This is a genomic window from Stakelama pacifica (genome assembly GCF_004361835.1).
In the GTDB taxonomy this organism is placed as follows: Bacteria; Pseudomonadota; Alphaproteobacteria; order Sphingomonadales; family Sphingomonadaceae; genus Sphingomonas; species Sphingomonas pacifica.
Genome location: NZ_SNWD01000006.1, coordinates 23,446 through 47,036 on the forward strand (window position 1 = coordinate 23,446; position 23,591 = coordinate 47,036).

Here is a 23,591-nt window from a genome sequence, read left to right on the forward strand (position 1 = left end):
CGGTTAAGGTGCCGAGACCTGAAACACATCGCCATCGGCGTCGACGATGAAAAAGATACCTGCCCGATTGACCGCGATGTGCGTGATAGCGGTCAGCTTTCCCTGATCGGTGGTGATGTCCGCCTTGTGGTGCGCGAGCACTTCCAGCCCCAGGTCGGCACCAGGCGTCATCCGCTTCTGCGCAATCGTCCATAGCCCGCCCTTATCATCGCCAAACACGAACTGGCCTGCGAAAAGGCCGGCTCCGCTTGGCGATGGGCGCCCGGGGCCGATACGCGGTCCGTTGGCGCCAATCGGGAAGGTGATCGACGGGAGCAGATTGTGCGGGTTCGGCTGATCGACCACAGGGTCTTGCCCTTCCAATTGCGGCCATCCCAGAAAGGCACCCTTGTCGTTGACCAAATCAAGGACATCGACCTCGTCCGCTTTTGCTTCGCCACGGTCTGCGAGGATGAGGCGCGAGTCTTGCAGCCACAAATCCTGCGGATCGTGCAGGCCGGTCGCCCATATCGCGCGCGTTGCCCATTGGCTCTGATCGGCACCATCCATTCCATCGGGGATGTAATAAACAATCGATGCTCCGGCATAGGGATCGGGGTTCTTGATGAAATGCAGAATTTTGCCCAGGGGCGACGTCAAATCGGCGGCCTTGTCGGGCTCACCAGCATCGCCAGTTGCCAGAAAGAACCCGCCCGATCCGTCAAGCGTAAGCGCGCCGCCCCGGGGCACCGATCCCGACGGCATTACGAAAGATATAAAGGGACGTGGCTGCAATCCGCTTTCCGACGCCGAGATTTGCAAGACTGGACGTACAACCATGTAATCCGAGTCCAGGAAGGCGCTGACCCACAATTCGTTCGTATTGGAAGCACCGGGGGGAAGGGTCATGCCGGTGACGCCGTGAACGCCATCATCGGATATGTCCGCCATCGCGGCCCATAGCGTTTTGGCTCCGGTGGCAGGCGACACGCGATAAATTTTGCCATTCCGTTGCGCGATCAACAGGTCGTCACTGTCAGGGGCGCTGACAGCCGCGACCACGTCAACCAATCCCGATCCCACACGCTTGAGATGGATGTCGTCCGCTACGTTCGACACGCGGACGGTCAGGTTCATCGTCGCGGTATCAACACCGTTGCTTGCGGACAGGCGAACCTCGAACTGGTTGTCGTGGTTGGCGTCCTCCGCAGCCTCGAAATCAGGCAAGCGGGTGAAGGATAGTTTGCCATCCTCGGTAATCGTGAAAAAGTCCGCATCCGCTCCCCCGGTGATTGCAAAAGCGACCGGGCGGCCCTGAACGTCTTGTGCCGCGGCTCGATAGGTTAGCGGCTGATTTTCCAATACATCGTCGGTGGAGATGGAAGTGAATGCGACCTGCGTAGTAGGGGTGGGGGTCGGCGCTGGCGGGGTAACCACCGTGCCATCGCCGCCGCCGCCGCAACCGACCAGCAATGTTGCCGCAGCGATCGCCATATAGCTCGCCGCCGCCTGCTTCAAAGAAATCATGTCCAATAAACTCCCCCCAGACAATTTGCATAAGGAGAAGTTTCCCAACGGGAAAGCGATATTTATAACATTAAGCGAGCGGCAAAGCCTTCGATTTCAGGCGCTTCACACGAGGCGGATCGTCTCTACCGTCAGCATTCCGTCGGCTTCGACAATGCCGGTCAGCGCGACTCGCTTTTCGACCTCATCCACCGGGGTTCGCGGCAGGAGCAACGGCAACCGCGCGCCATGTTCGCATTGCAGCACGAACCCGCCCGCTTCGCGCACCAGTCGCCCGGTTTCGGCGACCCGCATGCCCGCGTCGGCACCTTGCGATGAGGGCAGCGGCATCAGTCGGGCACCACGCGCGGATGGGCGATGCGAAGATCGTCGGCGAGCCGCTCGATCACCGCATTTTCGGCTGCGCTGCCTGTCGGGCTGACATTCCAGTTGCAATGCGGATGCGTGGCGGGATCGTACAGCCTGACCGGCCCGAGTGCGAGCCGCCAGCGCCGCTGATTCCCGCCCGCCTGTTTCAGCAGCGTGCGAAGGAACAGATCTTCGAGTTCGCCGACCCTCACGCGACCCCGTTCTCGATCAGGTGATCGACCACATCGGGATCGGCCAGCGTCGAGGTATCGCCAAGGCTCGACGTATCTCCCTCAGCGATCTTGCGCAGAATGCGGCGCATGATCTTGCCCGACCGGGTCTTGGGCAGCGACGGCGCGAACTGGATCGCTTCGGGTGTCGCGATCGGTCCGATTTCGTCGCGCACCCATTGCACCAGCGTCCTGCGCAAATCATCCGACGCCTCGACCCCTGAATTGAGCGTGACGTAGGCATAGATGCCCTGACCCTTCACCTCATGCGGGCGGCCCACCACAGCGGCCTCAGCCACCGATTCATGCAGGACCAGCGCGCTTTCGACCTCTGCCGTGCCCATGCGATGGCCCGATACGTTGATCACGTCGTCGACGCGGCCGGTGATCCAGTAATCGCCATCGGCATCGCGCCGCGCGCCGTCGCTGGTGAAATATTTGCCGGGATAGGTGGAGAAATAGGTCTGGAAAAACCGCTCATGGTCGTTCCACACGGTGCGCATCTGGCCGGGCCAGCTTTTTGCGATGACCAGATTGCCCTGCGCTGCGCCGGTCAGGACATTGCCGTCGGCGTCCAGAATCTGCGGATCGACGCCCGGCATCGGGCGCGTGGCCGAACCGGGCTTCAGATCATGCGCGCCGGGCAGCGGGGCAATCATATGGCCGCCGGTTTCGGTCTGCCACCATGTGTCGATGATCGGGCAGCGGCCATCGCCGACGACGTTGTAATACCAGCGCCATGCCTCCGGATTGATCGGTTCGCCCACCGTGCCCAGCACGCGCAGCGAGGCGCGGCTGGTCTTTTTCACCGGCTCGTCACCATCGGCCATCAGCGCGCGCAGCGCGGTCGGCGCGGTGTAGAGGATATTGACCTGATGCTTGTCGACCACCTGCCAGATGCGGCTGGAATCGGGCCAGTTGGGCACGCCTTCATACATCACGACCGTCGCCCCGTTGGCGAGCGGGCCATAGACAATATAGCTGTGCCCGGTGATCCAGCCGATATCCGCCGCGCACCAATATACATCGCCCTCGCGATAGTCGAAGGCCAGCTCGTGCGTCAGGCTGGTCCACAGCAGATAGCCGCCCGATGTGTGCAGCACGCCCTTGGGCTTGCCCGTCGAACCTGAGGTATAGAGGATGAACAGCGGGTCTTCGGCGTCCATCGCCTCTGCCGGGCAATCCTCGCCAACGCCTTGCGCCGCTTCATGATACCAGACATCGCGCCCGTCCTTCATCGTGACATCGGCACCGGTCGCCTGCACCACGATGACTTTTTTCAGGACCGGGGCCTGATCGGCTGCTTTGTCGACATTGGTTTTCAGCGGAACCATCTTGCCCGCGCGCCGACCGGCATCGGCGGTGATGACATAGGCGCTGTCGCAATCCACGATCCGCCCGGCAAGCGCGTCGGGTGAGAACCCGCCGAACACCACCGAATGGATCGCGCCGATCCGCGCACAGGCGAGCAGCGCGAACGCCGCTTCGGGGATCATCGGCATATAGATGGTGACCCGGTCGCCCTTCTGTACGCCCTGACCTTTTAGCACATTGGCGAAGCGGCACACTTCGCGATGCAGTTCGCGATAGGTGTAGGTGCGCACCGAATCCTTCGGATCGTCGGGCTCCCAGATAATCGCCGTCGTATCGCCGCGAGTCGCAAGGTGGCGATCGATGCAATTGGCGGCGACGTTCAGCTTTCCGTCGGCAAACCATTCGATATGGAAATCGGCTTCGTCGAACGACCAGTCGCCGGCGATTTCGGGCCGTTTGATCCAGTCGAGCCGCCGCGCCTGCTCGAGCCAGAAGCTGCCCGGATCGGCAATCGAACGGCCATAGAGAGTCTCATATCCTCCGGCGTCCACGCGCGCGCGCTTTTTCCATTCATCAGAAACGGGATAGCGTTCCGGTTCGGCCATTTCATGCTCCTCAACCTTTTTCGCCGCTGTGCGGCGTGGATGCAGCGATATTCCATCCTAACCGGCGAACTGCAACAGGATCAGCCCGGAAGTGAGACACATTGCGGCAAGGATTCGCCGGACGCCGAACCCTTCGCGCAGCCATACCACCCCCATCACCGCTGCCCATACCACCGCCGTTTCGCGCAGCGCGGACACTTTGGCGGTTTCGACGAAGGAAAAAGCATAGAGCGCGGCGCCGAAGGACAGGATCGACAATGCCCCCGCCGCCGCGCCATAGCGCCATTTTTCCCGGATCGCAGCGGCAAGCGCGCCGCGGCGAAAGACGATCGCGGCGATGGTGACGCAGATCCAGTCGAACAGGAACAGCCAGACGATATAGGTCACCGGCTGCTGCGCGGTGCGCACGCCCCATGCATCGGTCGTGTTGTAGAGCGCGATGCCGACCGCCGTCGCCGCTGCCCAGCCGAGCGCCACCTTGTCGGGATGAAGGGCGAGTCGGGTTCCGCCCGGCGGCAGGGCAAAGGCGATCACCGCTGCGGTCGCGATGGCAAGGCCGAGCCATTCGAGCGGGGTAAGCGCTTCGCCCAGCACGACCCCGGCGACGATTGCCGTGACCAGCGGCGATGCTCCGCGCATGATCGGGAAGACGAGCGAAAGGTCGCCGCGCCCCAGCGCCTGAATCAGGCAGCATTGATACGCGAAATGGGCCGGAATCGCGAAGGCGAGGACATGGAATGTCGCTGCATCGGGGGCGGGGACGAGGAAGGCGACGGGCAGGAGCAGCAGCGCAGCGCTCATCGACAGGATCGATCGGCTGACCAGAATGTCGCTGCCCATCTTCACCGCCAGATTGGCGAAGGCGAGCGTCACTGCCGAGAACAGGCCGAGGAGCAGCCCGGCAGCTGCGCTATGCACGGGGCAGGCGGGCGAGATCGTCGGGCGTGTCGATATCGATCAGCTCGCCCGGCGCGGCCTGTACGAGGCGCGCGCTGCGCAAAAGGGCACGCGCACCCCGGTCGCCGCTCTGCGTCTCCAGCGCATCAAAATGGGCAGCGCCGAACAGGGCAGGGGGCATGGCGGTGTCGCTTTCGCTCGACGCGACGATCGCGTGACGCTTTCCCGCTGCGGCGATCAGGTGGCGGATATGGGCTTCGCTGATGCGCGGCATATCGGCCAGCGCGACCAGCACGGCCTGCGGCTGGTATGCGCGCGCGGCGGCCATGCCGAGGCTGAGCGAATGGCTCATGCCGCGTTCGGGCTCGCTATTGATCACGCTTTCGAACCCGGACGGCACCGGCGCGCCTTCGCCGAGGACCGCGATGCGCGCGAGAAACTCTATTCCTGCCAACGTGCGGGCCGCGTGCAGGCCGAGCGGCAGGCCGTCCAGATTGGCGGAGAGCTTGTCTTCGTCTCCGAATCGATTCGATCGCCCCGCCGCGAGCAGGATCAGGGCGATACGCGACGCATCAGCCATGAAAGGCCTGAACCATCCCCGCCGCGATCGACAGCGCGATTTCGGCCGGGCCGATCGCGCCGATGGAAATGCCCGCAGGCCCGTCGATCCGATCGATATCGGCGTCGCTCACCCCGGCAGCGCGCAGCCGTTCGCGCCGCGCCGCATGGCTTTTGCGCGATCCCAGCGCCGCCACATAGGCAGTCGGATGACGCAGCCCCTCGATCAGTGCGGGATCGTCGATCTTGATGTCATGGCTCAGCGTCACCAGCGCAGTCGAGGCATCGGGTTTCAGCGCAGCAACCGCTTCATCGGGCCAGCGATCGTCGAGCGCGACCCCCGGAAAGCGTTCCTCGGTCAGGAACCGCGCGCGCGGATCGACCAGCACGGTTTCGATCCCCAGCTCACGCGCCAGCCCGGCGAGCGCCTGCGCGATCTGCACCGCGCCGATGATGATCAGGCGGCGCGGCGGATCATACCGGTTGACGAAAGCAGGGCCGGTCATCTCCGCCTGCAACCGGCTGACCCCGCTTTCCAGATCGGTGGTGATCGTCACCTGCTCTCCGGAGGCGCGGCCATCGGCGATCCGGTCGAACAATTCGGGATCGAAGCCCAAAGGCGAGACCGGCTGGACCATTACCTCGATCTCACCGCCGCACGGCAGGCCGACTTCCCATGCGGCATCGTCAGCGACGCCATATTGCTTCACCTGAAAGGGCGCGCCCGCAATGACCTCGGCTGCGGTGGCGAGGATGTCGGTTTCGACACAGCCGCCCGACACCGATCCTTCGAACCGGCCATCGGCATGGACCAGCATATGGCTGCCGCGCGGGCGGGGAGCGGAGCCCCAGGTCTTTACCACGGTGGCAAGCGCCATGGGCGAACCCGCCCAGTCGCGCGCCGCCGCCAGAACGGAATCATTATCGGCCATGGTCAGTCCTGTTCGGGGAGCGCGGAAAGCAGCTTATCGAGCGTGATCGGGAAATCATGCACGCGGATGCCGCACGCATTGTAGATCGCATTGGCAACGGCAGCGCCTGCGCCCGAATTGCCGAGTTCGCCCACACCCTTCGCCCCTGCTTCATTGGCGAGGTTGTCCACCTCTTCGATGAAATGCACCTCGATCGGCGGCGAATCGGCATGGGTGGGAATGTGATATTCGCCGAAATCGGGATTGACGAACTGGCCGCTATGCGGATCGATAACGCCGTCCTCGTGCAGCACCGATCCGATGCCCCAGACGATCCCGCCGACAATCTGGCTGCGTGCGGTTTTTTCGTTCAGCACCCGCCCGATATCGAAGATGCCGGTCATGCGCCGCACGCGTACCTCGCCGGTAAAAGCGTTCACCGCGACCTCGGCGAAATGCGCGCCGTAGGAGGCCGAGACATGCGCATCGGTATGCTTGCCGGGCTTGGCATGGCCTTTGGCGCTGATCGCCTCGCCGCCGAGCAGTTCGGTCAGCGGAACGCGGCGGTTGCGCGCGGTGGCATGGCCGTCCTGCAGCGTCAGATCCTTTGCCTCGGCATCCAGCTTCGCGGCGAGCTTTCCCGCAATCTCCTGACAGGCGAGCGCCGCCGCGCTCGATGCGCTCGACGCGCCGAACGACCCGCCCGACCCGGCGGAGCGGGGCAGGCTGCTGTCACCGATCGAAACGCGCACCCTGTCCGGTGACAGGCCAAGCGCTTCGGCGACGACCTGCATCAGAATGGTGTAGGTGCCGGTGCCGATATCGGTCATATCGGTCTCGATATGCGCGCTGCCATCGGCTTCCAGCGTCACCGTGGCGCGCGCTTCGACCGTGATATTGCTGCGGATCGCAGCGGCCATGCCGTGACCGATCCACCAGTCGCCCTCGCGCCGCGACGCCGGTTTTGCCGAGCGCTGGTCCCAGCCGAAGCGGCGTGCGCCTTCCTCATAACACTCGATCAGCTTGCGCGTGCCGAACGGCTTGCCGTTCGCCGGGCTGACCTTCGGTTCGTTGCGGCGGCGAAATTCGATCGGGTCGAGGCCGAGCGCTTCGGCCGCTTCGTCCATCGCGACTTCGACGGCCAGCGTGCCGCACGCTTCACCCGGCGAGCGGACCGCGCCCGATGTGGGATGGTCGGCGCGCGCAAGATCCACCGTCATCAACCGGGCGTCACCGGCATAAAGATGGGTGGTGCCGATATGGACCGGTTCGACGAACGAGCGATTGTCGCGCTGTGCGATGACGGCGTGGTGGCCAAAGGCACGGATATGCCCATCGGCATCGGTCGCGATCCGCACCCGCTGACGCGTCGGCGCGCGGTGATGGGCAAGCGCTGCGACCTGTCGCCGCGTCTGCACGATCTTCACCGGACGGCCGGTATGTTTTGCGGCGATGGCAGCGTAGATCGCCTCTGCCCCGACCGACGTTTTACCGCCGAAGCCGCCGCCCACGAACGGCGCGATGACGCGGACCTTTTGCGGGTCGATGTCGAGCGCGCGCCCGACCGCCTTTGTCGCGCCGCCGGTCGATTGCAGGCTGGAATGGAGGATCAGTTCATCGTCCTCCCACCGGGCGAGGGTCGCCTGCGGCTCCATCGCGGCAGGGAAATGGATCGGGGTCGAATAGCTCTGATCGTAGCGAAAGGTAGCGCCCGCGAATATGGCATCGAAATCGCCGGTCTTCACGGGCGGGCGCAGCCCTTCGGGTTCGATCTCGTCAGGGTGCGAAAGGTCGGGAGTAAAGCGCCCCTGCTGCGGCGCATAGCGAATGTCGACCAGCCGGGCGGCCGCACGCGCTGCCTCCTGCGTTTCCGCAACGACGACCCCGATCGCCTGTCCGAAAAAGCGGATATCGTGGCCCAGTCGCCAGCTTTTGAGCTTGTCGAAACTATTCACCGCATCGGCGGGAAGGCGCGGGTCGTCGACCAGCACCGCGACCACGCCGGGCGCGGCGCGCGCGGCATCGGCGTCGATCGCGTCGATCCGCCCCGCGCCGATGCCGGCGGTCAGAATATGCCCGTACAGCGCATTGTCTGCTTCGATTTCAAAGCTGTAGCGGGCATCGCCGCTTACCTTGGCAGGACCGTCGGTCCGGTCGATGGGCTGTCCCAGAACGCGCTGCACCGCGCGGTCGAGCGTGCTCAGCCGCTCCGGGCTGGATAATGTGTGATCGGCCAAAAAATTCGCTCCTGTGCCCCGGCCCGCAATATAGGCCGGGGCAGGGACGGTTCAAACCGGTGGAAGCGAATCCAGCAGCTTGTCGAGCGTGAGCGGATAATCGCGCACGCGCGCTCCGGTCGCATTGGCGATGGCGTTGGCCACTGCCGCACCAGCGCCCGCAATGCCCAGCTCACCGATCCCCTTGGCATGGAGCGGATTGGCATGGGTATCGCGTTCGGGAAGGAAGCGAATATCGACATGCGGCACATCAGCATGGACCGGCACATGATATTCGGCGAGGTCGCGATTGACGACCTTTCCGTTGCGCGGATCGTGCACCAGCTCCTCGGTCAGTGCTGCACCGATCCCGAACACCACGCCGCCCAGACATTGCGAGGTCGCCGTCTTCTCGTTCAGGATACGGCCTGCGGCAAAGACTGCGGTCCAGCGGTCGATGCGCACCTCACCGGTAACAGCATTGACCCGCACGGCGCAGAAATGCGCGCCATGGCCAGCCTGTCGCACTTCGTCGCCCTGATCGCCGGGTTCGATACGGCCGGTCGCTTCGATCTCGCCCGACATGATGTCCGAAAGCGAAACGCGGCGGTTCGCGGCAATCGCCTCACCGTCCTTCAGGGTGAGGTCCGACGGTTCGCAGTCCATCGCTGTGGCCAGCTTGCGACGAATATCTTCGCAGGCAAGATAGACAGACGATCCGCTCGATCCCGCACCGAACGATCCGCCTGATCCCGATCCCGGCGGGAAGCGGTTGTCGCCCAGCCGGACATCGACCCGGTCGATCGGAAGACCCAGAAGCTCGCCCGCAATCTGCGACAGGATCGTATAGGTGCCGGTGCCGATATCGGTCATATCGGTTTCGACGATCGCGCTGCCATCGGGGCGAAGCACGACACGTGCTTCGGACGGTTGCAGCTGGTTGCCGCGCGCCGAGCCCGACATGCCATGCCCGATCAGCCATTCGCCTTCGCGCATTTTGCCGGGGGTGCGGTTGCGCTTGTCCCAGCCGAACCGCTTTGCGCCTTCATCAAGGCATTCGGTGAAACTGCGGCTCGAATAAGGGATGTCCTTTTCGGGGTCGCGCTTGCAATCGTTGATCTTGCGCAGCTCGACCGGGTCGATGCCCAGCCGCTCGGCAAGCTCGTCCATCGCGCATTCCAGCGCCAGCATCCCCGCCGCCTCGCCCGGCGCACGCATCGATCCCGACAGCACCCGGTTCAGCCGCGCAATCGCATGGGTGATCCGGCGATGTTCGCCGCCATACAGGAAATGGGTGGCAATCCCCGCGGGTTCAAAAAACACTTCGTCGGGCAGGTTGCTGCAATGCGTTTCATGCCCGATGCCGGTCAACTTTCCGTCCTTGCCAGCGGCAAGCCGGACGCGCTGGCGCGTATTCGACCGGCGAACGGTCGCGTCGAACACCTGCTGGCGGGTCATCACCGTTTTTACCGGACGACCGATCTGCTTCGACGCAATCGCGGCGGCGACCGATTCGGGCGCAATGCCCAGCTTCGACCCGAAGCCACCGCCGATATAGGGCGTGATGATCCGAACCTGTTCGGTTTCCAGCCCAAGCGCGTCGGCAAGCGACGGCCGGTCGAAGCTCGGCATCTGGTATGAGCCGTAGAGCGTCAGCCCGTCGTCGTTCCAGAGCGCGACCGAGGCATGCGGCTCCATCGCAGCGCTGTTCTGGCTGGGCGTCGTCCAGACTTCATCGACCGTGGCGTCAGCGTCGCCCATCGCCTTGTCGAGATCGCCCTGATCGTGCGTCGCGGGGGCAGCGCCGTCAGGCGGAATATCGGCATCGGCGATCGCTTCGGCAAAATCGAAATTGCCGCTGCCCGCTTCATGCTCGATCCGCACCAGCGAGGCCGCATCGCGCGCCTGTTCATAGCCTTCCGCCACGACAATCGCGACCGGCTCGCCGAAATAAGCGACATCGCGAACGCCCTGCACCGGCGCGCTCTTCACTGCGCCCTGCGCCGAGTTGCGGATGAAGCGGTCGAAGTCGGTGACGACGTCGATAACGCCGGGAAGCGCCTTTGCCGCCTGCGTATCTATTTTGGTGATCCGGCCCACCGCGAAGGGGGCGCGAACCAGAAAGCCGTAACAGCCGTTTTCGAAACTATATTCGGCCGAATAGGTCGCCTGACCCGAGACCTTTTTGGGCCCGTCGACGCGGTCGAGGCCCTTGCCGATCAGCCCCTGCGCGCTGGTGTCGAGCAGGCTGGTCTCGATCGGATCATCCATCGTGAGCGTATAGGTGTCGCTCATGCCGCATCCCCCGTCAGCTCACGCAGCACCGCGATCAGCGTTCGCCGGGCGAGCGGAATTTTGAAATCGTTCGAACCGAAGCCCTTGGCATCGGCGAGCAGAATATCGGCGGCAGCGTTGAAGGCGGCATCGCCGGGCACCTGCCCGATCAGCGCCTTTTCCACCGCGTCCTCGCGCCAGGGCATGGGGCCGATCCCGCCGAATGCGAGCGAGGCGTTGGTGATCCTGCCATCGTCCACCGCGACGATTGCAGCGACCGACACCAGCGCAAAGGCATAGGAAGCGCGGTCACGGACCTTCCGATAGCTCTGTTTGCCCACCGGCGGAGGCGGCAGTTCGACATGGGTGATGAGTTCACCTGCCTCCAGCACCGTTTCGATCTGCGGGGTATCGCCGGGCAGACGATACAGGTCGTGGATCGAAATCCGCCGCCGGTCGCCATCGGGCTTCAGCGTGACGAGTACCGCATCGAGCGCCCGCATCGCCACCGCCATGTCGCTGGGATGGCTGGCGATGCAGTCGTCGGACGTGCCGAGGATCGCATGGATGCGGTTGAAGCCATCCTTTGCCGGGCAGCCGCTGCCCGGTTCACGCTTGTTGCACGGAACGGCGGTGTCGTAGAAATAATAGCAGCGGGTGCGCTGGAGGAAATTGCCCCCGGTCGATGCCTTGTTACGCAACTGGCCTGACGCCCCGGCGAGCAATGCGCGCGACAGCACCGGATAGCGCGCGGTTACCAGCGGGTTGGCGGCAAGATCGGCATTGGGCACCATCGCCCCGATGCGAAGACCGCCATCCTCTCCCTCTTCGACTTCGTTGAGGTCGAGGCGCGAGATATCGACGATGCGCTCCGGCGTTTCGATCTGCAGCTTCATCAGGTCGAGCAAATTGGTCCCGCCCGCGATAAAACGGGTGTTGCCGACAGCGCCGCCCTGAACGGCAGCTTCGGGGCTATCAGCGCGCGAATAATCGAAGGTCTTCATGCGGGCTCCTCCGCGACTTCGCGAATGGCGTCGACGATATTGGGATAGGCCGAACAGCGGCACAGATTGCCGCTCATCCGTTCGCGGATTTCGTCATCGGTCAGCTCGACATCGCCTTCCAGCCTTTCGCTGACATGGCTGGGCCAGCCCTGTTTCGCTTCGTTCAGCATGCCGGTCGCCGAACAGATCTGTCCCGGCGTGCAATATCCGCACTGAAACCCGTCATGTTTCACGAACGCCGCTTGCAGGGGAGCGAGATTGTCGGGGGTGCCGATCCCCTCGATCGTCGTGATTTCATCGTCCTGATGCATCACGGCCAGCGTCAGACAGCTGTTGATCCGGCGGCCGTTGACCAGCACCGTGCACGCGCCGCACTGCCCATGATCGCACCCTTTTTTGGAGCCGGTCAGGTTCAGATGCTCGCGCAGCAGATCGAGCAGACTGGTGCGGATATCCGGGTCCGCGTCATAATTCTTTCCATTGATCGTGAAATGCATCGCTTTTCCCACCTTGCGTTCCCACGCCAACGCCTCACCCCCTCAGGGTTTCCAAGGAAGTTTCAGATGAGAGTCGTTCGCAGCTTTTTCTTATTTCTCACGGGCTTGCTGGCATATTCCAGCGCGTCGGCGCAGAACGGAGCGGTCATGCACAGCAAACAGCTATCCACCCCCATCGTCATCGCGCATCGCGGCGCCAGCGGCGAGCGGCCCGAACATACACTTGGTTCCTATGGACTGGCGATCGAACAGGGGGCCGATTTCATCGAACCCGATCTGGTCCTGACAAAGGACAATGTCTTCGTCGCGCGGCATGAAAACAATATCGCCGAAACGACCGATGTCGCCGATCATCCCGAATTCGCGGATCGCAAGACCAGCAAGGTGATCGATGGCGAAACGCAGACTGGCTGGTTCACCGAGGACTTCACGCTTGCCGAGCTGAAGACGCTGCGCGCGAAAGAGCGGCTGCCGCAGCTTCGCCCCGGCAATACCGACTATGATGGCCGCTTCGAAATCCCGACACTGGCCGAGATTATCGCGCTTGCCAAGCGTGCTTCGGCCGAAACCGGGCGGACGATCGGCATCTATCCCGAAACCAAACATCCCAGCTATTTCGCCTCGATCGGTCATCCGATGGAGGACCGGCTGGTCGAACAGCTGCATGCGGCGGGATGGGACAGCGCGGACGCGCCGGTGTTCATCCAGTCGTTCGAAGTGAACAACCTCAAAAAACTGCATGACCTGACAAAGATTCGGCTGATCCAGCTGATGTACGAATCGGGCGGTCCTGCTGATCATGCGGTGCCGGGCTATGCCGCGATGATGACGCCGGAGGGACTGCGCGCGGTTGCGGCTTATGCTTTTGGCATCGGGCCGAATACCGGGCTTGTCACTGATCCGAAGGTCGATCTGGTCGCGCATGCGCATGCGGCGGGGCTGCGCGTTCACCCCTGGACCTTCCGCGCGGAAAATTATTTCCTCACCCCCGAATTTCGCAATGGCGATAATCCCGCCGCGCATGGCGATATCGAAGGCGCGATCACGGAGGCGCTGGCGATCGGTGTCGACGGTTTCTTTACCGACTTCCCCGGAAAAGGGGTAGAAGCACGCGACCGGTTCCTGCGCGCCCGTACCGGTCAGTAAAGGTGGAGAAAAGTCCCATGCGTATCCGATTGCTGCTGCCCTTCCTTGTCCTCCCGCTCACCGGGGCGTGCGTGGCCAAGACCGCGTGGAATGTCGCGACCGCCCCGGTAAAGGCGGGCGGCAAGGTGGTCGACTGGACCACCACCAGTCAGGATGAGGCCGACCGCAATTACGGGCGCAAGATGCGCAAGAAGGAGGAGCGTGAGGGCAAAGAGCGCCGCGCATGGGAAAAGCGCTGCGACGGCCACCCCGAACGCGACGGCTGCGATCGCTATGACGGCTATCGCGCGGCTGACGATCCCGAATAATCGTCGTTACAGCGACATCATCACGCTGACGGGCAGCGGCGTCCACACGCCCATGCGTACGCCCGCAAAGCGGAGCGCCGCGCCCGTCCAGCTATTGCAGGTGTTGAGCGCGCTATAGCGCCCCTCACCAGCATAAAAGGCGTCATAGGGGCCATAGCCATGGCGCGCGCGCGGTGCGCCGGGGGCGAAGCTTGCCCGGATGAACCCGGCCAGGCGGCGATATTCCTGCGGGCGCAGCAAGACGGTGCGGACGCGCCCGCCCGGTTCGGGCACGGGGACATGTTCGACATGCAACACGGTGTCGTTGCTCCCGATCGCGGCGCGCAACACGGTTGCAGGCCGGACATCGGCCCAGCGCGGCGTGCCGATATAGAAAGCGCGATCCCCCCATCCGAACGCCAGATGGTCATATGCGGCATAGCGCGGATCAGCGATGTCCTGCGAACGGACGATCGTGTTCCAGTCCACTCCCGCAGCGCGTTTGGGCACGACGATACCGGTATGGATGCCGTTATCCTCGATATAGATACGGATTCCCTGTTCGGGCGGCTGCCATGCGGCATTGGCGGGAATTGCGCCGCCGATCAGCCCCGCGGCCCCATAGCCGGCGAACACAAGCGCGATAGTGAGCAGCAGCGCCGACAGGACGCGAACAAAGCGCCTGCGACGGGCGGCTTTACCGGGATTATTTCCAGCCTGCATCGAACCATGATAAACTGCCGCTATGGCAGAGCAAACGCATATCACCGATCATCCGCCCGAAGGCGCGGCGGCCGACTGGACCGTCCCGCAGGACTGGTCCGCTTATAGCGCCGAGGATCACCGTACCTGGGATACGCTGTTCGCGCGGCAGGCGAAATTGCTGCCGGGCAGGGCATCGGAAGCCTATCTGCGCGGTCTCGACGTGCTGAAATTGTCGAAGCCGGGCATCCCCGATTTCGAGGAACTGTCCGAAAGGCTGATGCAGCTGACCGGGTGGCAGGTCGTGGCGGTGCCGGGACTGGTGCCCGACGATGTGTTTTTCGATCATATGGCCAATCGCCGCTTCGTTGCGGGCAACTTCATCCGGCGGCCCGACCAGCTCGATTATCTTCAGGAACCCGATGTGTTCCATGACGTGTTCGGCCATGTCCCGATGCTCGCCGATCCGCGCTTCGCCGATTATCTGGAGGCCTATGGCCGGGGCGGGCTGCGTGCGCTGGAACTGGGATCGCTGAAACAGCTGTCGCGGCTATACTGGTATACGGTGGAGTTCGGCCTGATTGAGGAACCCGAAGGCTTGCGCATCTATGGATCGGGCATCGTGTCGAGCTTTTCGGAAAGCCGGTTCGCGCTCGACGATCCCAGCCCGAACCGGATCGGCTTCGACCTCGAACGGGTGATGCGTACCGATTACCGGATCGACGATTTTCAGCAGACCTATTTTGTGATCCCCAGCTTCGACGAATTGCTGCGCGTAACGATCGAAAGCGATTTCGAACCGCTCTACGCACGCAATCGCGAAAAGCCCGAAATCGCGATCGATACGATCCTGCCCGAGGATCGGGTGATTACCCGGGGCACGCAGGATTATGCGCGCGGCAAGGCGAAAGCGGCGGCGAGCGAACCCGCCTGACCGCTACCAGCTGCCGAAACCGGGGGCGAGGCCGGGACCGTCGGGTCCCGGGCGGCGCACCCGGCCCACGCCATAGCGCGTCCGTTTGACGAGGCGCAGCGCGGGCCATTCGCCCTCGATCCGTCCGGCAAGCCGCATTCCCTGACGCCGATAGGCGGTAGCGACGCTCTGCAACTGGCGGTCGAGCAGCCCGGCAAGGATCAGCGTCCCGCCCTCGGCAAGCACGCGCGTCAGGCTTGGTGCCAGCTCCACGAGCGGCCCGGCAAGGATATTGGCGATCACCAGATCATAGGGCGCGCGCCGCACCAGCAGCGGATGGTCGACCCCCGCTGCGGTCGCGAGCGCGAGCTGGCCCGGCAGGCGGCCAAGCGGCACCCGGTTCGCCAGCGCATTTTCGTGCGTCACTTCCATCGCGACCGGATCGATGTCCGAAGCAGCGACCGCTGCCGCCGGCCAGAGGTGCAGCGCGGCAAAGGCGAGCAGGCCGGTGCCCGTGCCCACATCGGCGACATTGTGGAAACGAAGCCCGCGCGCTTTCATTCCCTCCAGCATCTTCAGACAGCCGAGCGTGGTATCATGCTGCCCGGTGCCGAACGCGCGTCCCGCCTCGATCAGAAAGCGGTGCTTTCCTGCCGGAACCTCGCCGCAATTCGCGCTGGTATGAACGTAGAAGCGCGCCGTGGCGACCGGCTCGATCCCCGCCTGGCTGAGCGTCACCCAGTCCTCTTCCTCGACAGACTCGGCCTCCGCCGCGATATCGCCTGCGCTCGGCACCAGCGCGCGCACCGCTGCGATCGTTTCGGGATCGGGGCGCTCCTCGAAATAGGCGTCGAGCTGCCATTGTTCGGCATCGTCGCTCACTCGCTCACTGGTCATCAGCACCGGGACCGGATCGAATTCGGCGAGCGCGAATTCATTCTCGCCGATCGCCTCTGCCTCTGCGCGAGTGCAGGGCAAAGTGAGTTTCCAGCTACCGGACAAAGCTTGCTCCATTGGCATCGATCACTGCGCCGGTCATCGAAGCCGGGGCTTCCAGCGCGCAGAACCGGGCGATGGCGGCGATTTCCTCGGTGCTCGCCACCCGGCCCAGCGGAATATCGGCGAGCAGCTTTTCGCCGCCCCGGCTCGCCAGATAGTCGTCGGCCATGCCGGTCATGGTGTAACCGGGGCAAATGGCGAAGGCGAGGATCCCCTCGCTCGCATAGCCGCGCGCAATCGTCTTGGTCATCGCGACCATGCCCGCCTTTGCCGCGGCATAGTGCCAGTGCGCCGGGCTGTCGCCGCGATAGGCGGCGCGGCTGGCGATATTGACGATGCGGCCCGGCGTGCCGTGTTCCTGCCAGTGGCGTACGGCAAGCCGACTGAGTTCGGCAGAGGCGGTCAGATTGACCCGCATCGTTCGCTCCCAGTCAGCGACCCAGTCGTCATGCGGCCGGTCGAGGGCGGACGCTTCGAAAATGCCCGCATTGTTGATCAGCACGTCGATCCGCCCGCCCAGCGCATCGCGCGCGCGGCTCCACAGCGATTGCGGTGCGTTCGGGTCGGTGAAATCGGCAGCGATCCCGTCCCGGGTCGAATGGCGGGCAAGCGCGACATCGGCGCGGTCGAGCGCAGTGGCGATTCCTGCCCCGATCCCCCGGCTTGCGCCGGTCAGCAGAATATTGGTGGTCATGCCCCGCCCATAGGACAAAGCGGCCGGGGGGCGAAAGGGCCGCTTCAGCCGGCTCCCGACCGGGAGAAACGATCTGCCGCATCTTTCAGCCGCGCGAGCTGCTCATCGACCTGCGCGGTTTCCCGGCTCAGCGCGGTGACTTCGCCGGTGACGCTTTCGATATCGCGCCGGATCGCTGCGATGGTGTTCGACATGGCGTCGGCGCTCAGCGCGGTCTCATCCACCGATGCGGTGATCGAGGTCACGATATGCGACTGATTCTCCATGGCGCTGCGGATTTGAGTCGCCCGGTCGCGCAATGTGCCCACGGTGGAGGATACGGACGCGTTGATCCGCACCGTTTCGCGAATATCTTCCTGAATCGCGGCGACCTTTGCAGCGATTTCGTCGGTGGCACGCGCGGTCTGGCTGGCAAGGCTTTTGACTTCCTGCGCGACCACGGCGAAGCCCCGGCCGGCATCGCCCGCGCGCGCAGCCTCGATCGTCGCGTTGAGCGCGAGAAGATTGGTCTGGCCCGCAATTTCGCGGATGAACGCCAGAATCGATTCGATCGATTTGGCATGTTCGTTCAGCATTTCCGAACGCTCTGCCGCCAGATCGGCTTCCTTAGACGCCTGTGTGGCGATGCCGGACGCGTCTTCGACTTCGTTCCGGGCATCGTCGATCGCGCGGATCAGCCCCGCTGCGGTCCCGGCGGCATCGCGCATGGCGATCGCGGACTGGTCGGCTGCGATCGCGACTTCGGACGCTTTTTCCAGCATGCCGTCCACCGATTCCGACGCGGTTTTCGACTGGGCCCGGATTCGGTTGCCGAGACCTGCGGTCAGGTCGAGCGTCGATCCGATATCTTCGCGAAACGTACGCGACCGGTCCTCCTGCTCCTTGCGCGCGATATAATCGCGTTCATGGATGGAATGTTCGACCATGACCGCAGATTCTGCCATCGCCAGCCGTTGCACCACGTCGCATAATTTTGTTGCGCGGGCCGCGTCTCCCTCCGTCCTTCGATAGAGCAATTCCATCAAATGGCTGTGGCCGAGCGCGATTGCGGCGATAAAGGCATGAAGCGGCACGCGGAATTTCAGACTGAGTCCGATGTTGCGAAGCGCGGCGCGCAGCCACTCCCGGCTGAGCGGCTTGCGATATTTCAGGCGGAGATAGTCACGCGATTCGGCGATCTGGCGCTGATAGGCCGGGCTGCCGACCGCCCCGAATTGTCCGTCGCTCGAAATATATCCCCATAAAGAACGAAGAATGATGTCAGCGACCGCTTCGAAATCAGCGTCGCTGAGCTCGCTGATTTCCGCGCATACAGCGGAGACGGCACCGTCCCGGTCATATTCGGGCAGCGATCCGATCAGAACATCAATCGCCGCATCGCGGCTTTTCTGAAGCTCCGCACGCTCCCGGGTTTCGCTGCTGGCCCTGGTTTCGCTGCTGGTGTCCATCGTGCCGGCATCCACGTTATACCGCGACCTTCATCGCGAACTCGCCCGCGCTTGTGCGCAGTTCGCCCAGTTCCCTGTCAAGCGCGGCGAAGCCCTGACCGACGCTGTCGATCTCGCTCGCCACCCCTTCCGTGTCTTCACGGATGGCGGCGATCGTATTCGACATCGAGTCGGCTGCAAGCGCGGTTTCGTCCACTGCGGCGGTAATGGCAGTGACGGTGTTCGCCTGAGCCTCCATGGCAAAGCGGATGCGCGATGCGGAGTCCTGAACCTCGATCACCGTCGTCTGAATCGATGCGTTGGTTTCGACGGTCGAATGAGTCGCGGCCTGAATCGACGCGATCTTTGCGGCAATTTCGTCGGTCGCGCGCGCGGTCTGGCTGGCGAGGCTCTTCACTTCCTGCGCGACCACGGCGAAGCCGCGCCCGGCATCGCCCGCGCGCGCTGCCTCGATCGTTGCGTTGAGCGCGAGCAGATTGGTCTGCCCGGCAATGTCGCGGATCAGGCCCAGAATCGATTCGATCGATTTGGCATGATCGGAAAGCGTTTCGGACATGCCCACTGCCTTGCCCGCCTGTTCCGAGGCGCGATTGGCGATTTCAGCAGCGCCCTCCACTTCGGTTCGTGCATCCTCGATCGCACGGATCAGGCCGGCGGCGGTCTGCGCCGCTTCGCGCATCGCCACGGCGGATTGCTCGGCCGCCGCCGCGACTTCGCTTGCCTTGCCCAGCATGCCGCGGGCCGAGGCGGATGTCTGCCCTGCCTGACTGCGCAGCGAGCTGCCTTCGCGGGTAGCGCGTTCGAGCGTTTCGGTGATCCGCTCCTGAAACTCCCGCGCCAGGCGGTCGCGTGACGCCTGTGCACTGTGCGCACGATAACCGGCATAAATATCGACGGTAATGTCGCTTTCCAGCGCCGACAATCGCATCAGCGTGTCGATCAGCTCGGGCAGTCGCGAATCGTCGCGCTCGATCCGTCGGATCAGCGAATCGAGCGCCACCCGATCGCTGGCGCTGATCATCGACAGCAGCGCCATCGGTTCGACATCCGCAGCATAGGCCGACGCAACCGAGCGTTCGATCGATTCGACCCAGGCGCGTCCTGTCGTGTTGAGAAAGCGATCGGCAAGGAAGGTGCAGCCGAGATCGATCATCTTTTCGGTTTCATGCGGGCTCCAGCGGGGCGCGTCAGGAAAACAGCGCTGCCATTGATGCCAGTAAGCGGCCGATATTTCACGGGAATCGGGTTCGATGATCGTCCAGGCTTCGCGCGCGCGTTCGGTCAGGGTTCCGTCGAGGTCGAAGATCCGCATCCGCGCGGAAAGATCGATTGGGCGCGCAAGTTCGCCGATCGCAGGCATATCCTTGCCGCTATGGATTGCATTCACCGATGAAAGTCCTTGTTAGACGTGGTTTTGGCGCTCGCGAACCGTATCTATGGCAAAGCGGTTAACGCCCGGTTAGTCAGGGGCGTGCGGACGGCGCTTGCATCGTGGGCCATGGTCTTTAAGTAGCGCATCCTGAAAGGAGCCCATCGTCTTGGCAACCGCATCACCGAAATCGCGCCCGCTTTCTCCGCATCTCGGGGTCTGGAAATGGGGCACGCACATGCTCGTTTCGATTCTGCACCGCATTACCGGCGACGGAATGGCGCTGGTCGGAACGGTTCTGGTCGTATGGTGGCTCGCTGCGCTGGCCGGCGGCCCGGAAAGCTATGCGGCCTTTATGGATGTCTTCACGGTGAAGGGCGGCGCGCTGAACATCATCGGCTATATTGTCGGGGTCGGGCTAACGCTCTGCTTCTTCCAGCATATGGCGAGCGGTATCCGCCATCTGGTGCTCGATACCGGCGCGGGATATGAGCTGAAGACGAACAAGATGTTCGCGACGCTGACCATGGTGTTTTCGGTCCTCGCGACGCTGGCCTTCTGGGCCTATCAGATCTGGGGCAAATAATATGGGCAACGGAACCGAACTGGGGCGGGTGCGCGGACTGGGCTCCGCGCGCGAGGGCGCCCATCACTGGTGGCACCAGCGGCTGACCGCCGGATCGAATCTGGTCCTGATGGTCTGGTTCTTCGTGTCGCTCGCACGACTGCCCGGTCTGGAATATGGGCTGGTGCATGACTGGATGGCATCGGCATGGGTGGCGATCCCGATGGCATTGCTCGTCGCCAGCGTTTTTTATCATGCGCGCCTCGGCCTTCAGGTGCTGATCGAAGACTATCTGCACGATGAAAAACAGTTCGTGTTCCTCGTGCTGCTCAACGCCTTTGTCGTGCTGGGCGCAGGCATCGCCATCTTCTCGATTCTCAAGATCGCTTTCGGAGCGTCCGCATAATGGCTGAAGCGTATAAGATCATCGACCACACCTATGACGCCGTCGTTGTCGGTGCGGGCGGTTCGGGCCTTCGCGCGACGATGGGCATTGCAGAGGCGGGGCTCAAGACCGCCTGCATCACCAAGGTGTTCCCGACGCGCAGCCATACGGTTGCAGCGCAGGGCGGCATCGCGGCGAGCCTTGGCAACAACACGCCCGACCACTGGTCCTGGCACATGTACGACACCGTAAAGGGGTCGGACTGGCTGGGCGATCAGGACGCAATCGAATATCTGTGCCGCGAAGCGCCGCAGGCGGTGTACGAGCTGGAACATGCCGGCGTACCGTTCAGCCGCAACGATAACGGCACTATCTATCAGCGCCCGTTCGGCGGCCATATGCAGAATATGGGCGAAGGCCCGCCGGTGCAGCGCACCTGCGCCGCGGCCGATCGTACCGGCCATGCAATGCTGCACGCGCTGTATCAGCAGTCGCTGAAATATGACGCGGATTTCTTCATCGAATATTTCGCGCTCGATCTGATCATGGAAAACGGCGTGTGCCGCGGCGTGATCGCGATGTGCATGGACGACGGATCGATCCACCGCTTCCGCGCGCACTCGGTCGTACTGGCGACCGGCGGCTATGGCCGTACGTTCCAGTCGGCGACCAGCGCGCATACCTGCACCGGTGACGGCGGCGGCATGGTGCTTCGCGCCGGGCTGCAGCTGCAGGACATGGAATTCGTCCAGTTCCACCCGACCGGCATTTACGGCGCGGGCGTGCTGATCACCGAAGGCGCGCGCGGCGAAGGCGGCTATCTCACCAATTCCGAGGGGGAGCGGTTCATGGAACGCTATGCCCCCTCCGCAAAGGACCTTGCCAGCCGCGACGTCGTGTCGCGGTCAATGGCGATGGAAATCCGCGAAGGCCGCGGCGTGGGCAAGGAGAAGGACCATATCTACCTTCACCTCGACCATATCGATCCCAAGGTGCTGGCGCAGCGCCTGCCCGGCATCACTGAGACGGGAAAGATTTTCGCGGGCGTCGACCTGACGCGTCAGGCGCTGCCGGTGGTTCCGACCGTGCATTACAATATGGGCGGCATCCCGACCAATTATCACGGCGAAGTCGTGCGGTTGAAGGACGGCGATCCCGAAAGCGTCGTGCCCGGCCTGTTCGCGGTCGGTGAAGCAGCATGCGTTTCGGTACATGGTGCCAACCGTCTCGGCTCCAACTCGCTGATCGACCTTGTCGTGTTCGGCCGTGCAACGGGCATTCGCCTGAAGGAAACGCTGAAGCCCGGCAAGGCGCATGATCCGCTGCCCAAGGGTTCGGAAGAGATGTCGCTGACGCGCCTCGACCATTTCCGCAACGCCAAAGGCGGTTCGCCGACCGCCGCCATCCGCACCGATATGCAGAAGACGATGCAGCGCCACTGCGCCGTGTTCCGCACGCAGGAGCTGATGGAAGAAGGCATCGAGCATATGGACAAGGTCTATGCGCGGATGGAGGATATTCATGTCAGCGACCGGTCGCTGATCTGGAACACCGACCTTATCGAGACGCTCGAACTCGACAATCTGATTAGTCAGGCGCTGGTCACGATCCGTTCGGCGGCCAACCGCAAGGAAAGCCGCGGCGCGCATATGCATGAGGATTTCCCCGAGCGCGACGACGCCAACTGGATGAAGCACACCGTCGCGACGTTCGACGGCTGGGGCGGCAAGGGTGGCGCTACCGAGATCGGGTATCGCCCGGTGCACGATTATACGCTCACCGACGAGATCGACTATATCAAGCCGAAGAAGCGGGTTTATTGATCCGCGCGTAAGGCATTCAGGCAAAAGAAAAGGCGGGGCATGGCGCTCCGCCTTTTTTGCTCGGGCATCTTATACCAAGCTGCAGGGATGGCGACCGATCCCGCGCCGTCATGCCAGCGCAATCTGGCATCTGCTGCAGCTGCGCGGCTCCGTTTTTCCCAAGTCCTCCGAGGACGCCAGCTTTCGCTGGGGTGACGGCAGGTGGCCAGGATCGCAATACGCCGATAGGTCCACATCAACGCAGCTTGGGATAAGGTGCCGTTGGGAGGAACTTAAGGAGCGTGCGGACGGTTGCGCGCTTTATGAACCAACTCTCCACCGATTCCGACAATCGCGCCAGCCGCTACCCGTTGCTCGCGCATCCGCATGTCCATTTGTCGGGCACGGTGGATCAGGCGATGTATCAGTCGTTTCGTGAGCAGCTGAGCAATGCGCCGGACGAAGGCGCGATCGTCGTCGCTATCTCGACGCTGGGCGGCGATCCGGAGGTTGCGCGGCTGATGGGCGATGAAATTCGCCTGATGCGCGATTATTCGGAGCGCGAAATCCTGTTTCTGGGAAAGGTCGCGGTCTATTCGGCGGGGGCGACCTTCATGGCGGCGTTCCCGGTCGACAAGCGGTTTCTGACGCGCGGGACGCGGATCATGATCCATGAACGGCTGATCACCAAAACGATCAATCTGTCGGGCCCCTTGCGAAGCTGTGTCGCCTCGCTGAAAGCCAGCCTCCATGAAATCGAACATTCGATTCGAATCGAGGAAGAGGGATTCACCGATCTGGTGCGCGGGTCGGATATATCGTTCGAAACGGTACGCGAACGCGCGCCGGAAAACTGGTATATCGAGGCGGAAGAAGCGCGCGACCTGAAACTTGTCCTCGACGTTATCTGATTCCCCGAAT

At 63.3% G+C, this 23,591-nt stretch carries 23 protein-coding genes; 7 read left to right on the forward strand and 16 right to left on the reverse strand.

Annotated features, from left to right (window positions below):
* Positions 1-3 precede the first annotated feature (3 nt).
* The 11 genes from EV664_RS10150 to EV664_RS10200 all read right to left on the reverse strand — a co-directional run bounded on the left by EV664_RS10150 (position 4) and on the right by EV664_RS10200 (position 12,360).
* Positions 4-1,506: a PQQ-dependent sugar dehydrogenase gene (locus EV664_RS10150; RefSeq protein ID WP_229668223.1), complete on the reverse strand. Its 1,503-nt coding sequence runs from the start codon at positions 1,504-1,506 to the stop codon at positions 4-6.
* A gap of 105 nt (positions 1,507-1,611) precedes the next feature.
* Positions 1,612-1,800 (reverse strand): DUF5818 domain-containing protein, encoded by a 189-nt coding sequence (locus tag EV664_RS10155; protein ID WP_133495606.1) that lies wholly within the window; start codon positions 1,798-1,800, stop codon positions 1,612-1,614.
* Positions 1,801-1,835: 35 nt separating this feature from the next.
* On the reverse strand, positions 1,836-2,066 hold the full coding sequence (locus tag EV664_RS10160) for a hypothetical protein (protein ID WP_133495607.1): 231 nt from the start codon (positions 2,064-2,066) through the stop codon (positions 1,836-1,838).
* Complete coding sequence (gene acs / locus EV664_RS10165; protein ID WP_133495608.1) at positions 2,063-4,003, reverse strand: acetate--CoA ligase; 1,941 nt, start codon at positions 4,001-4,003, stop codon at positions 2,063-2,065. The genes EV664_RS10160 and acs overlap by 4 nt, the downstream gene beginning before the upstream one ends.
* Before the next feature lie 57 nt (positions 4,004-4,060).
* Positions 4,061-4,921, reverse strand: coding sequence for a DMT family transporter (locus EV664_RS10170; RefSeq protein WP_133495609.1), 861 nt, complete (start codon positions 4,919-4,921; stop codon positions 4,061-4,063).
* Positions 4,914-5,480, reverse strand: coding sequence for a nucleotidyltransferase family protein (locus EV664_RS10175; RefSeq protein ID WP_133495610.1), 567 nt, complete (start codon positions 5,478-5,480; stop codon positions 4,914-4,916). The genes EV664_RS10170 and EV664_RS10175 overlap by 8 nt, the downstream gene beginning before the upstream one ends.
* A complete protein-coding gene (locus EV664_RS10180) occupies positions 5,473-6,390 on the reverse strand; it encodes an XdhC family protein (protein WP_133495611.1) in 918 nt (305 codons plus the stop codon). Before EV664_RS10180 ends, EV664_RS10175 begins: the two co-directional genes overlap by 8 nt.
* Before the next feature lie 2 nt (positions 6,391-6,392).
* Entirely contained in the window at positions 6,393-8,606 is a 2,214-nt protein-coding gene (locus EV664_RS10185) for a xanthine dehydrogenase family protein molybdopterin-binding subunit (RefSeq protein WP_133495612.1), read from the reverse strand.
* 51 nt (positions 8,607-8,657) lie between these two features.
* Positions 8,658-10,880 carry a xanthine dehydrogenase family protein molybdopterin-binding subunit gene (locus EV664_RS10190; RefSeq protein WP_133495613.1) on the reverse strand — a complete coding sequence of 741 codons (2,223 nt, stop codon included), beginning with the start codon at positions 10,878-10,880 and terminating at the stop codon, positions 8,658-8,660.
* The gene (locus EV664_RS10195) at positions 10,877-11,863 is read right to left on the reverse strand and encodes an FAD binding domain-containing protein (protein WP_133495614.1); all 987 of its coding nucleotides are present in this window, start codon (positions 11,861-11,863) and stop codon (positions 10,877-10,879) included. The genes EV664_RS10190 and EV664_RS10195 overlap by 4 nt, the downstream gene beginning before the upstream one ends.
* Entirely contained in the window at positions 11,860-12,360 is a 501-nt protein-coding gene (locus EV664_RS10200) for a 2Fe-2S iron-sulfur cluster-binding protein (protein ID WP_133495615.1), read from the reverse strand. Before EV664_RS10200 ends, EV664_RS10195 begins: the two co-directional genes overlap by 4 nt.
* Before the next feature lie 147 nt (positions 12,361-12,507).
* On the opposite strand from EV664_RS10200, the gene EV664_RS10205 reads away from it, so the two are divergent.
* On the forward strand, positions 12,508-13,506 hold the full coding sequence (locus tag EV664_RS10205) for a glycerophosphodiester phosphodiesterase (protein WP_133495616.1): 999 nt from the start codon (positions 12,508-12,510) through the stop codon (positions 13,504-13,506).
* A gap of 17 nt (positions 13,507-13,523) precedes the next feature.
* Positions 13,524-13,814, forward strand: coding sequence for a hypothetical protein (locus tag EV664_RS10210; protein WP_133495617.1), 291 nt, complete (start codon positions 13,524-13,526; stop codon positions 13,812-13,814).
* Positions 13,815-13,820: 6 nt separating this feature from the next.
* On the opposite strand, the gene EV664_RS10215 is transcribed toward EV664_RS10210, so the two are convergent.
* A complete protein-coding gene (locus EV664_RS10215; RefSeq protein ID WP_133495618.1) occupies positions 13,821-14,516 on the reverse strand; it encodes a TIGR02117 family protein in 696 nt (231 codons plus the stop codon).
* A gap of 22 nt (positions 14,517-14,538) precedes the next feature.
* Between EV664_RS10215 and phhA the strand changes: the two genes are divergently transcribed.
* A complete protein-coding gene (gene phhA / locus EV664_RS10220) occupies positions 14,539-15,429 on the forward strand; it encodes a phenylalanine 4-monooxygenase (protein WP_133495619.1) in 891 nt (296 codons plus the stop codon).
* A 3-nt stretch (positions 15,430-15,432) separates the two neighbouring features.
* Here the strand turns inward: phhA and EV664_RS10225 are convergent, their stop codons facing one another.
* From EV664_RS10225 to EV664_RS10240, 4 genes are read right to left on the reverse strand one after another with little or no spacing between them, the layout of a single operon-like run.
* A complete protein-coding gene (locus EV664_RS10225) occupies positions 15,433-16,428 on the reverse strand; it encodes a 50S ribosomal protein L11 methyltransferase (RefSeq protein WP_133495620.1) in 996 nt (331 codons plus the stop codon).
* Entirely contained in the window at positions 16,400-17,101 is a 702-nt protein-coding gene (locus EV664_RS10230) for an SDR family NAD(P)-dependent oxidoreductase (protein WP_133495621.1), read from the reverse strand. Before EV664_RS10230 ends, EV664_RS10225 begins: the two co-directional genes overlap by 29 nt.
* A gap of 44 nt (positions 17,102-17,145) precedes the next feature.
* Complete coding sequence (locus tag EV664_RS10235) at positions 17,146-18,549, reverse strand: methyl-accepting chemotaxis protein (protein ID WP_162848821.1); 1,404 nt, start codon at positions 18,547-18,549, stop codon at positions 17,146-17,148.
* Positions 18,550-18,565: 16 nt separating this feature from the next.
* Positions 18,566-19,909: a methyl-accepting chemotaxis protein gene (locus EV664_RS10240; RefSeq protein WP_133495723.1), complete on the reverse strand. Its 1,344-nt coding sequence runs from the start codon at positions 19,907-19,909 to the stop codon at positions 18,566-18,568.
* Between the two features lie 178 nt (positions 19,910-20,087).
* On the opposite strand from EV664_RS10240, the gene sdhC reads away from it, so the two are divergent.
* The 4 genes from sdhC (at position 20,088) to EV664_RS10260 (ending at position 23,581) form a co-directional block, all read left to right on the forward strand.
* Positions 20,088-20,504: a succinate dehydrogenase, cytochrome b556 subunit gene (gene sdhC, locus EV664_RS10245; protein ID WP_133495622.1), complete on the forward strand. Its 417-nt coding sequence runs from the start codon at positions 20,088-20,090 to the stop codon at positions 20,502-20,504.
* 1 nt (position 20,505) lies between these two features.
* A complete protein-coding gene (gene sdhD / locus EV664_RS10250) occupies positions 20,506-20,889 on the forward strand; it encodes a succinate dehydrogenase, hydrophobic membrane anchor protein (protein ID WP_133495623.1) in 384 nt (127 codons plus the stop codon).
* Positions 20,889-22,691: a succinate dehydrogenase flavoprotein subunit gene (gene sdhA, locus EV664_RS10255; RefSeq protein ID WP_133495624.1), complete on the forward strand. Its 1,803-nt coding sequence runs from the start codon at positions 20,889-20,891 to the stop codon at positions 22,689-22,691. Before sdhD ends, sdhA begins: the two co-directional genes overlap by 1 nt.
* A gap of 302 nt (positions 22,692-22,993) precedes the next feature.
* Positions 22,994-23,581: a ClpP family protease gene (locus tag EV664_RS10260; RefSeq protein ID WP_133495625.1), complete on the forward strand. Its 588-nt coding sequence runs from the start codon at positions 22,994-22,996 to the stop codon at positions 23,579-23,581.
* Positions 23,582-23,591: the final 10 nt, after the last annotated feature.

What these genes read in the sequence shown, in the direction of transcription:
- EV664_RS10230 (WP_133495621.1), bottom strand. Translation starts at nt 17,101, where the DNA reads ATGACCACCAATATTCTGCTGACCGGCGCAAGCCGGGGGATCGGGGCA.
- sdhD (WP_133495623.1), top strand. Translation starts at nt 20,506, where the DNA reads ATGGGCAACGGAACCGAACTGGGGCGGGTGCGCGGACTGGGCTCCGCG.
- EV664_RS10155 (WP_133495606.1), bottom strand. Translation starts at nt 1,800, where the DNA reads ATGCGGGTCGCCGAAACCGGGCGACTGGTGCGCGAAGCGGGCGGGTTC.
- EV664_RS10180 (WP_133495611.1), bottom strand. Translation starts at nt 6,390, where the DNA reads ATGGCCGATAATGATTCCGTTCTGGCGGCGGCGCGCGACTGGGCGGGT.
- EV664_RS10175 (WP_133495610.1), bottom strand. Translation starts at nt 5,480, where the DNA reads ATGGCTGATGCGTCGCGTATCGCCCTGATCCTGCTCGCGGCGGGGCGA.
- EV664_RS10240 (WP_133495723.1), bottom strand. Translation starts at nt 19,909, where the DNA reads ATGCCTGCGATCGGCGAACTTGCGCGCCCAATCGATCTTTCCGCGCGG.
- EV664_RS10190 (WP_133495613.1), bottom strand. Translation starts at nt 10,880, where the DNA reads ATGAGCGACACCTATACGCTCACGATGGATGATCCGATCGAGACCAGC.
- EV664_RS10260 (WP_133495625.1), top strand. Translation starts at nt 22,994, where the DNA reads ATGAACCAACTCTCCACCGATTCCGACAATCGCGCCAGCCGCTACCCG.
- EV664_RS10210 (WP_133495617.1), top strand. Translation starts at nt 13,524, where the DNA reads ATGCGTATCCGATTGCTGCTGCCCTTCCTTGTCCTCCCGCTCACCGGG.
- EV664_RS10195 (WP_133495614.1), bottom strand. Translation starts at nt 11,863, where the DNA reads ATGAAGACCTTCGATTATTCGCGCGCTGATAGCCCCGAAGCTGCCGTT.
- EV664_RS10200 (WP_133495615.1), bottom strand. Translation starts at nt 12,360, where the DNA reads ATGCATTTCACGATCAATGGAAAGAATTATGACGCGGACCCGGATATC.
- EV664_RS10225 (WP_133495620.1), bottom strand. Translation starts at nt 16,428, where the DNA reads ATGCCAATGGAGCAAGCTTTGTCCGGTAGCTGGAAACTCACTTTGCCC.
- EV664_RS10215 (WP_133495618.1), bottom strand. Translation starts at nt 14,516, where the DNA reads ATGCAGGCTGGAAATAATCCCGGTAAAGCCGCCCGTCGCAGGCGCTTT.
- EV664_RS10150 (WP_229668223.1), bottom strand. Translation starts at nt 1,506, where the DNA reads ATGATTTCTTTGAAGCAGGCGGCGGCGAGCTATATGGCGATCGCTGCG.
- EV664_RS10205 (WP_133495616.1), top strand. Translation starts at nt 12,508, where the DNA reads ATGCACAGCAAACAGCTATCCACCCCCATCGTCATCGCGCATCGCGGC.
- sdhA (WP_133495624.1), top strand. Translation starts at nt 20,889, where the DNA reads ATGGCTGAAGCGTATAAGATCATCGACCACACCTATGACGCCGTCGTT.
- acs (WP_133495608.1), bottom strand. Translation starts at nt 4,003, where the DNA reads ATGGCCGAACCGGAACGCTATCCCGTTTCTGATGAATGGAAAAAGCGC.
- phhA (WP_133495619.1), top strand. Translation starts at nt 14,539, where the DNA reads ATGGCAGAGCAAACGCATATCACCGATCATCCGCCCGAAGGCGCGGCG.
- EV664_RS10235 (WP_162848821.1), bottom strand. Translation starts at nt 18,549, where the DNA reads ATGGACACCAGCAGCGAAACCAGGGCCAGCAGCGAAACCCGGGAGCGT.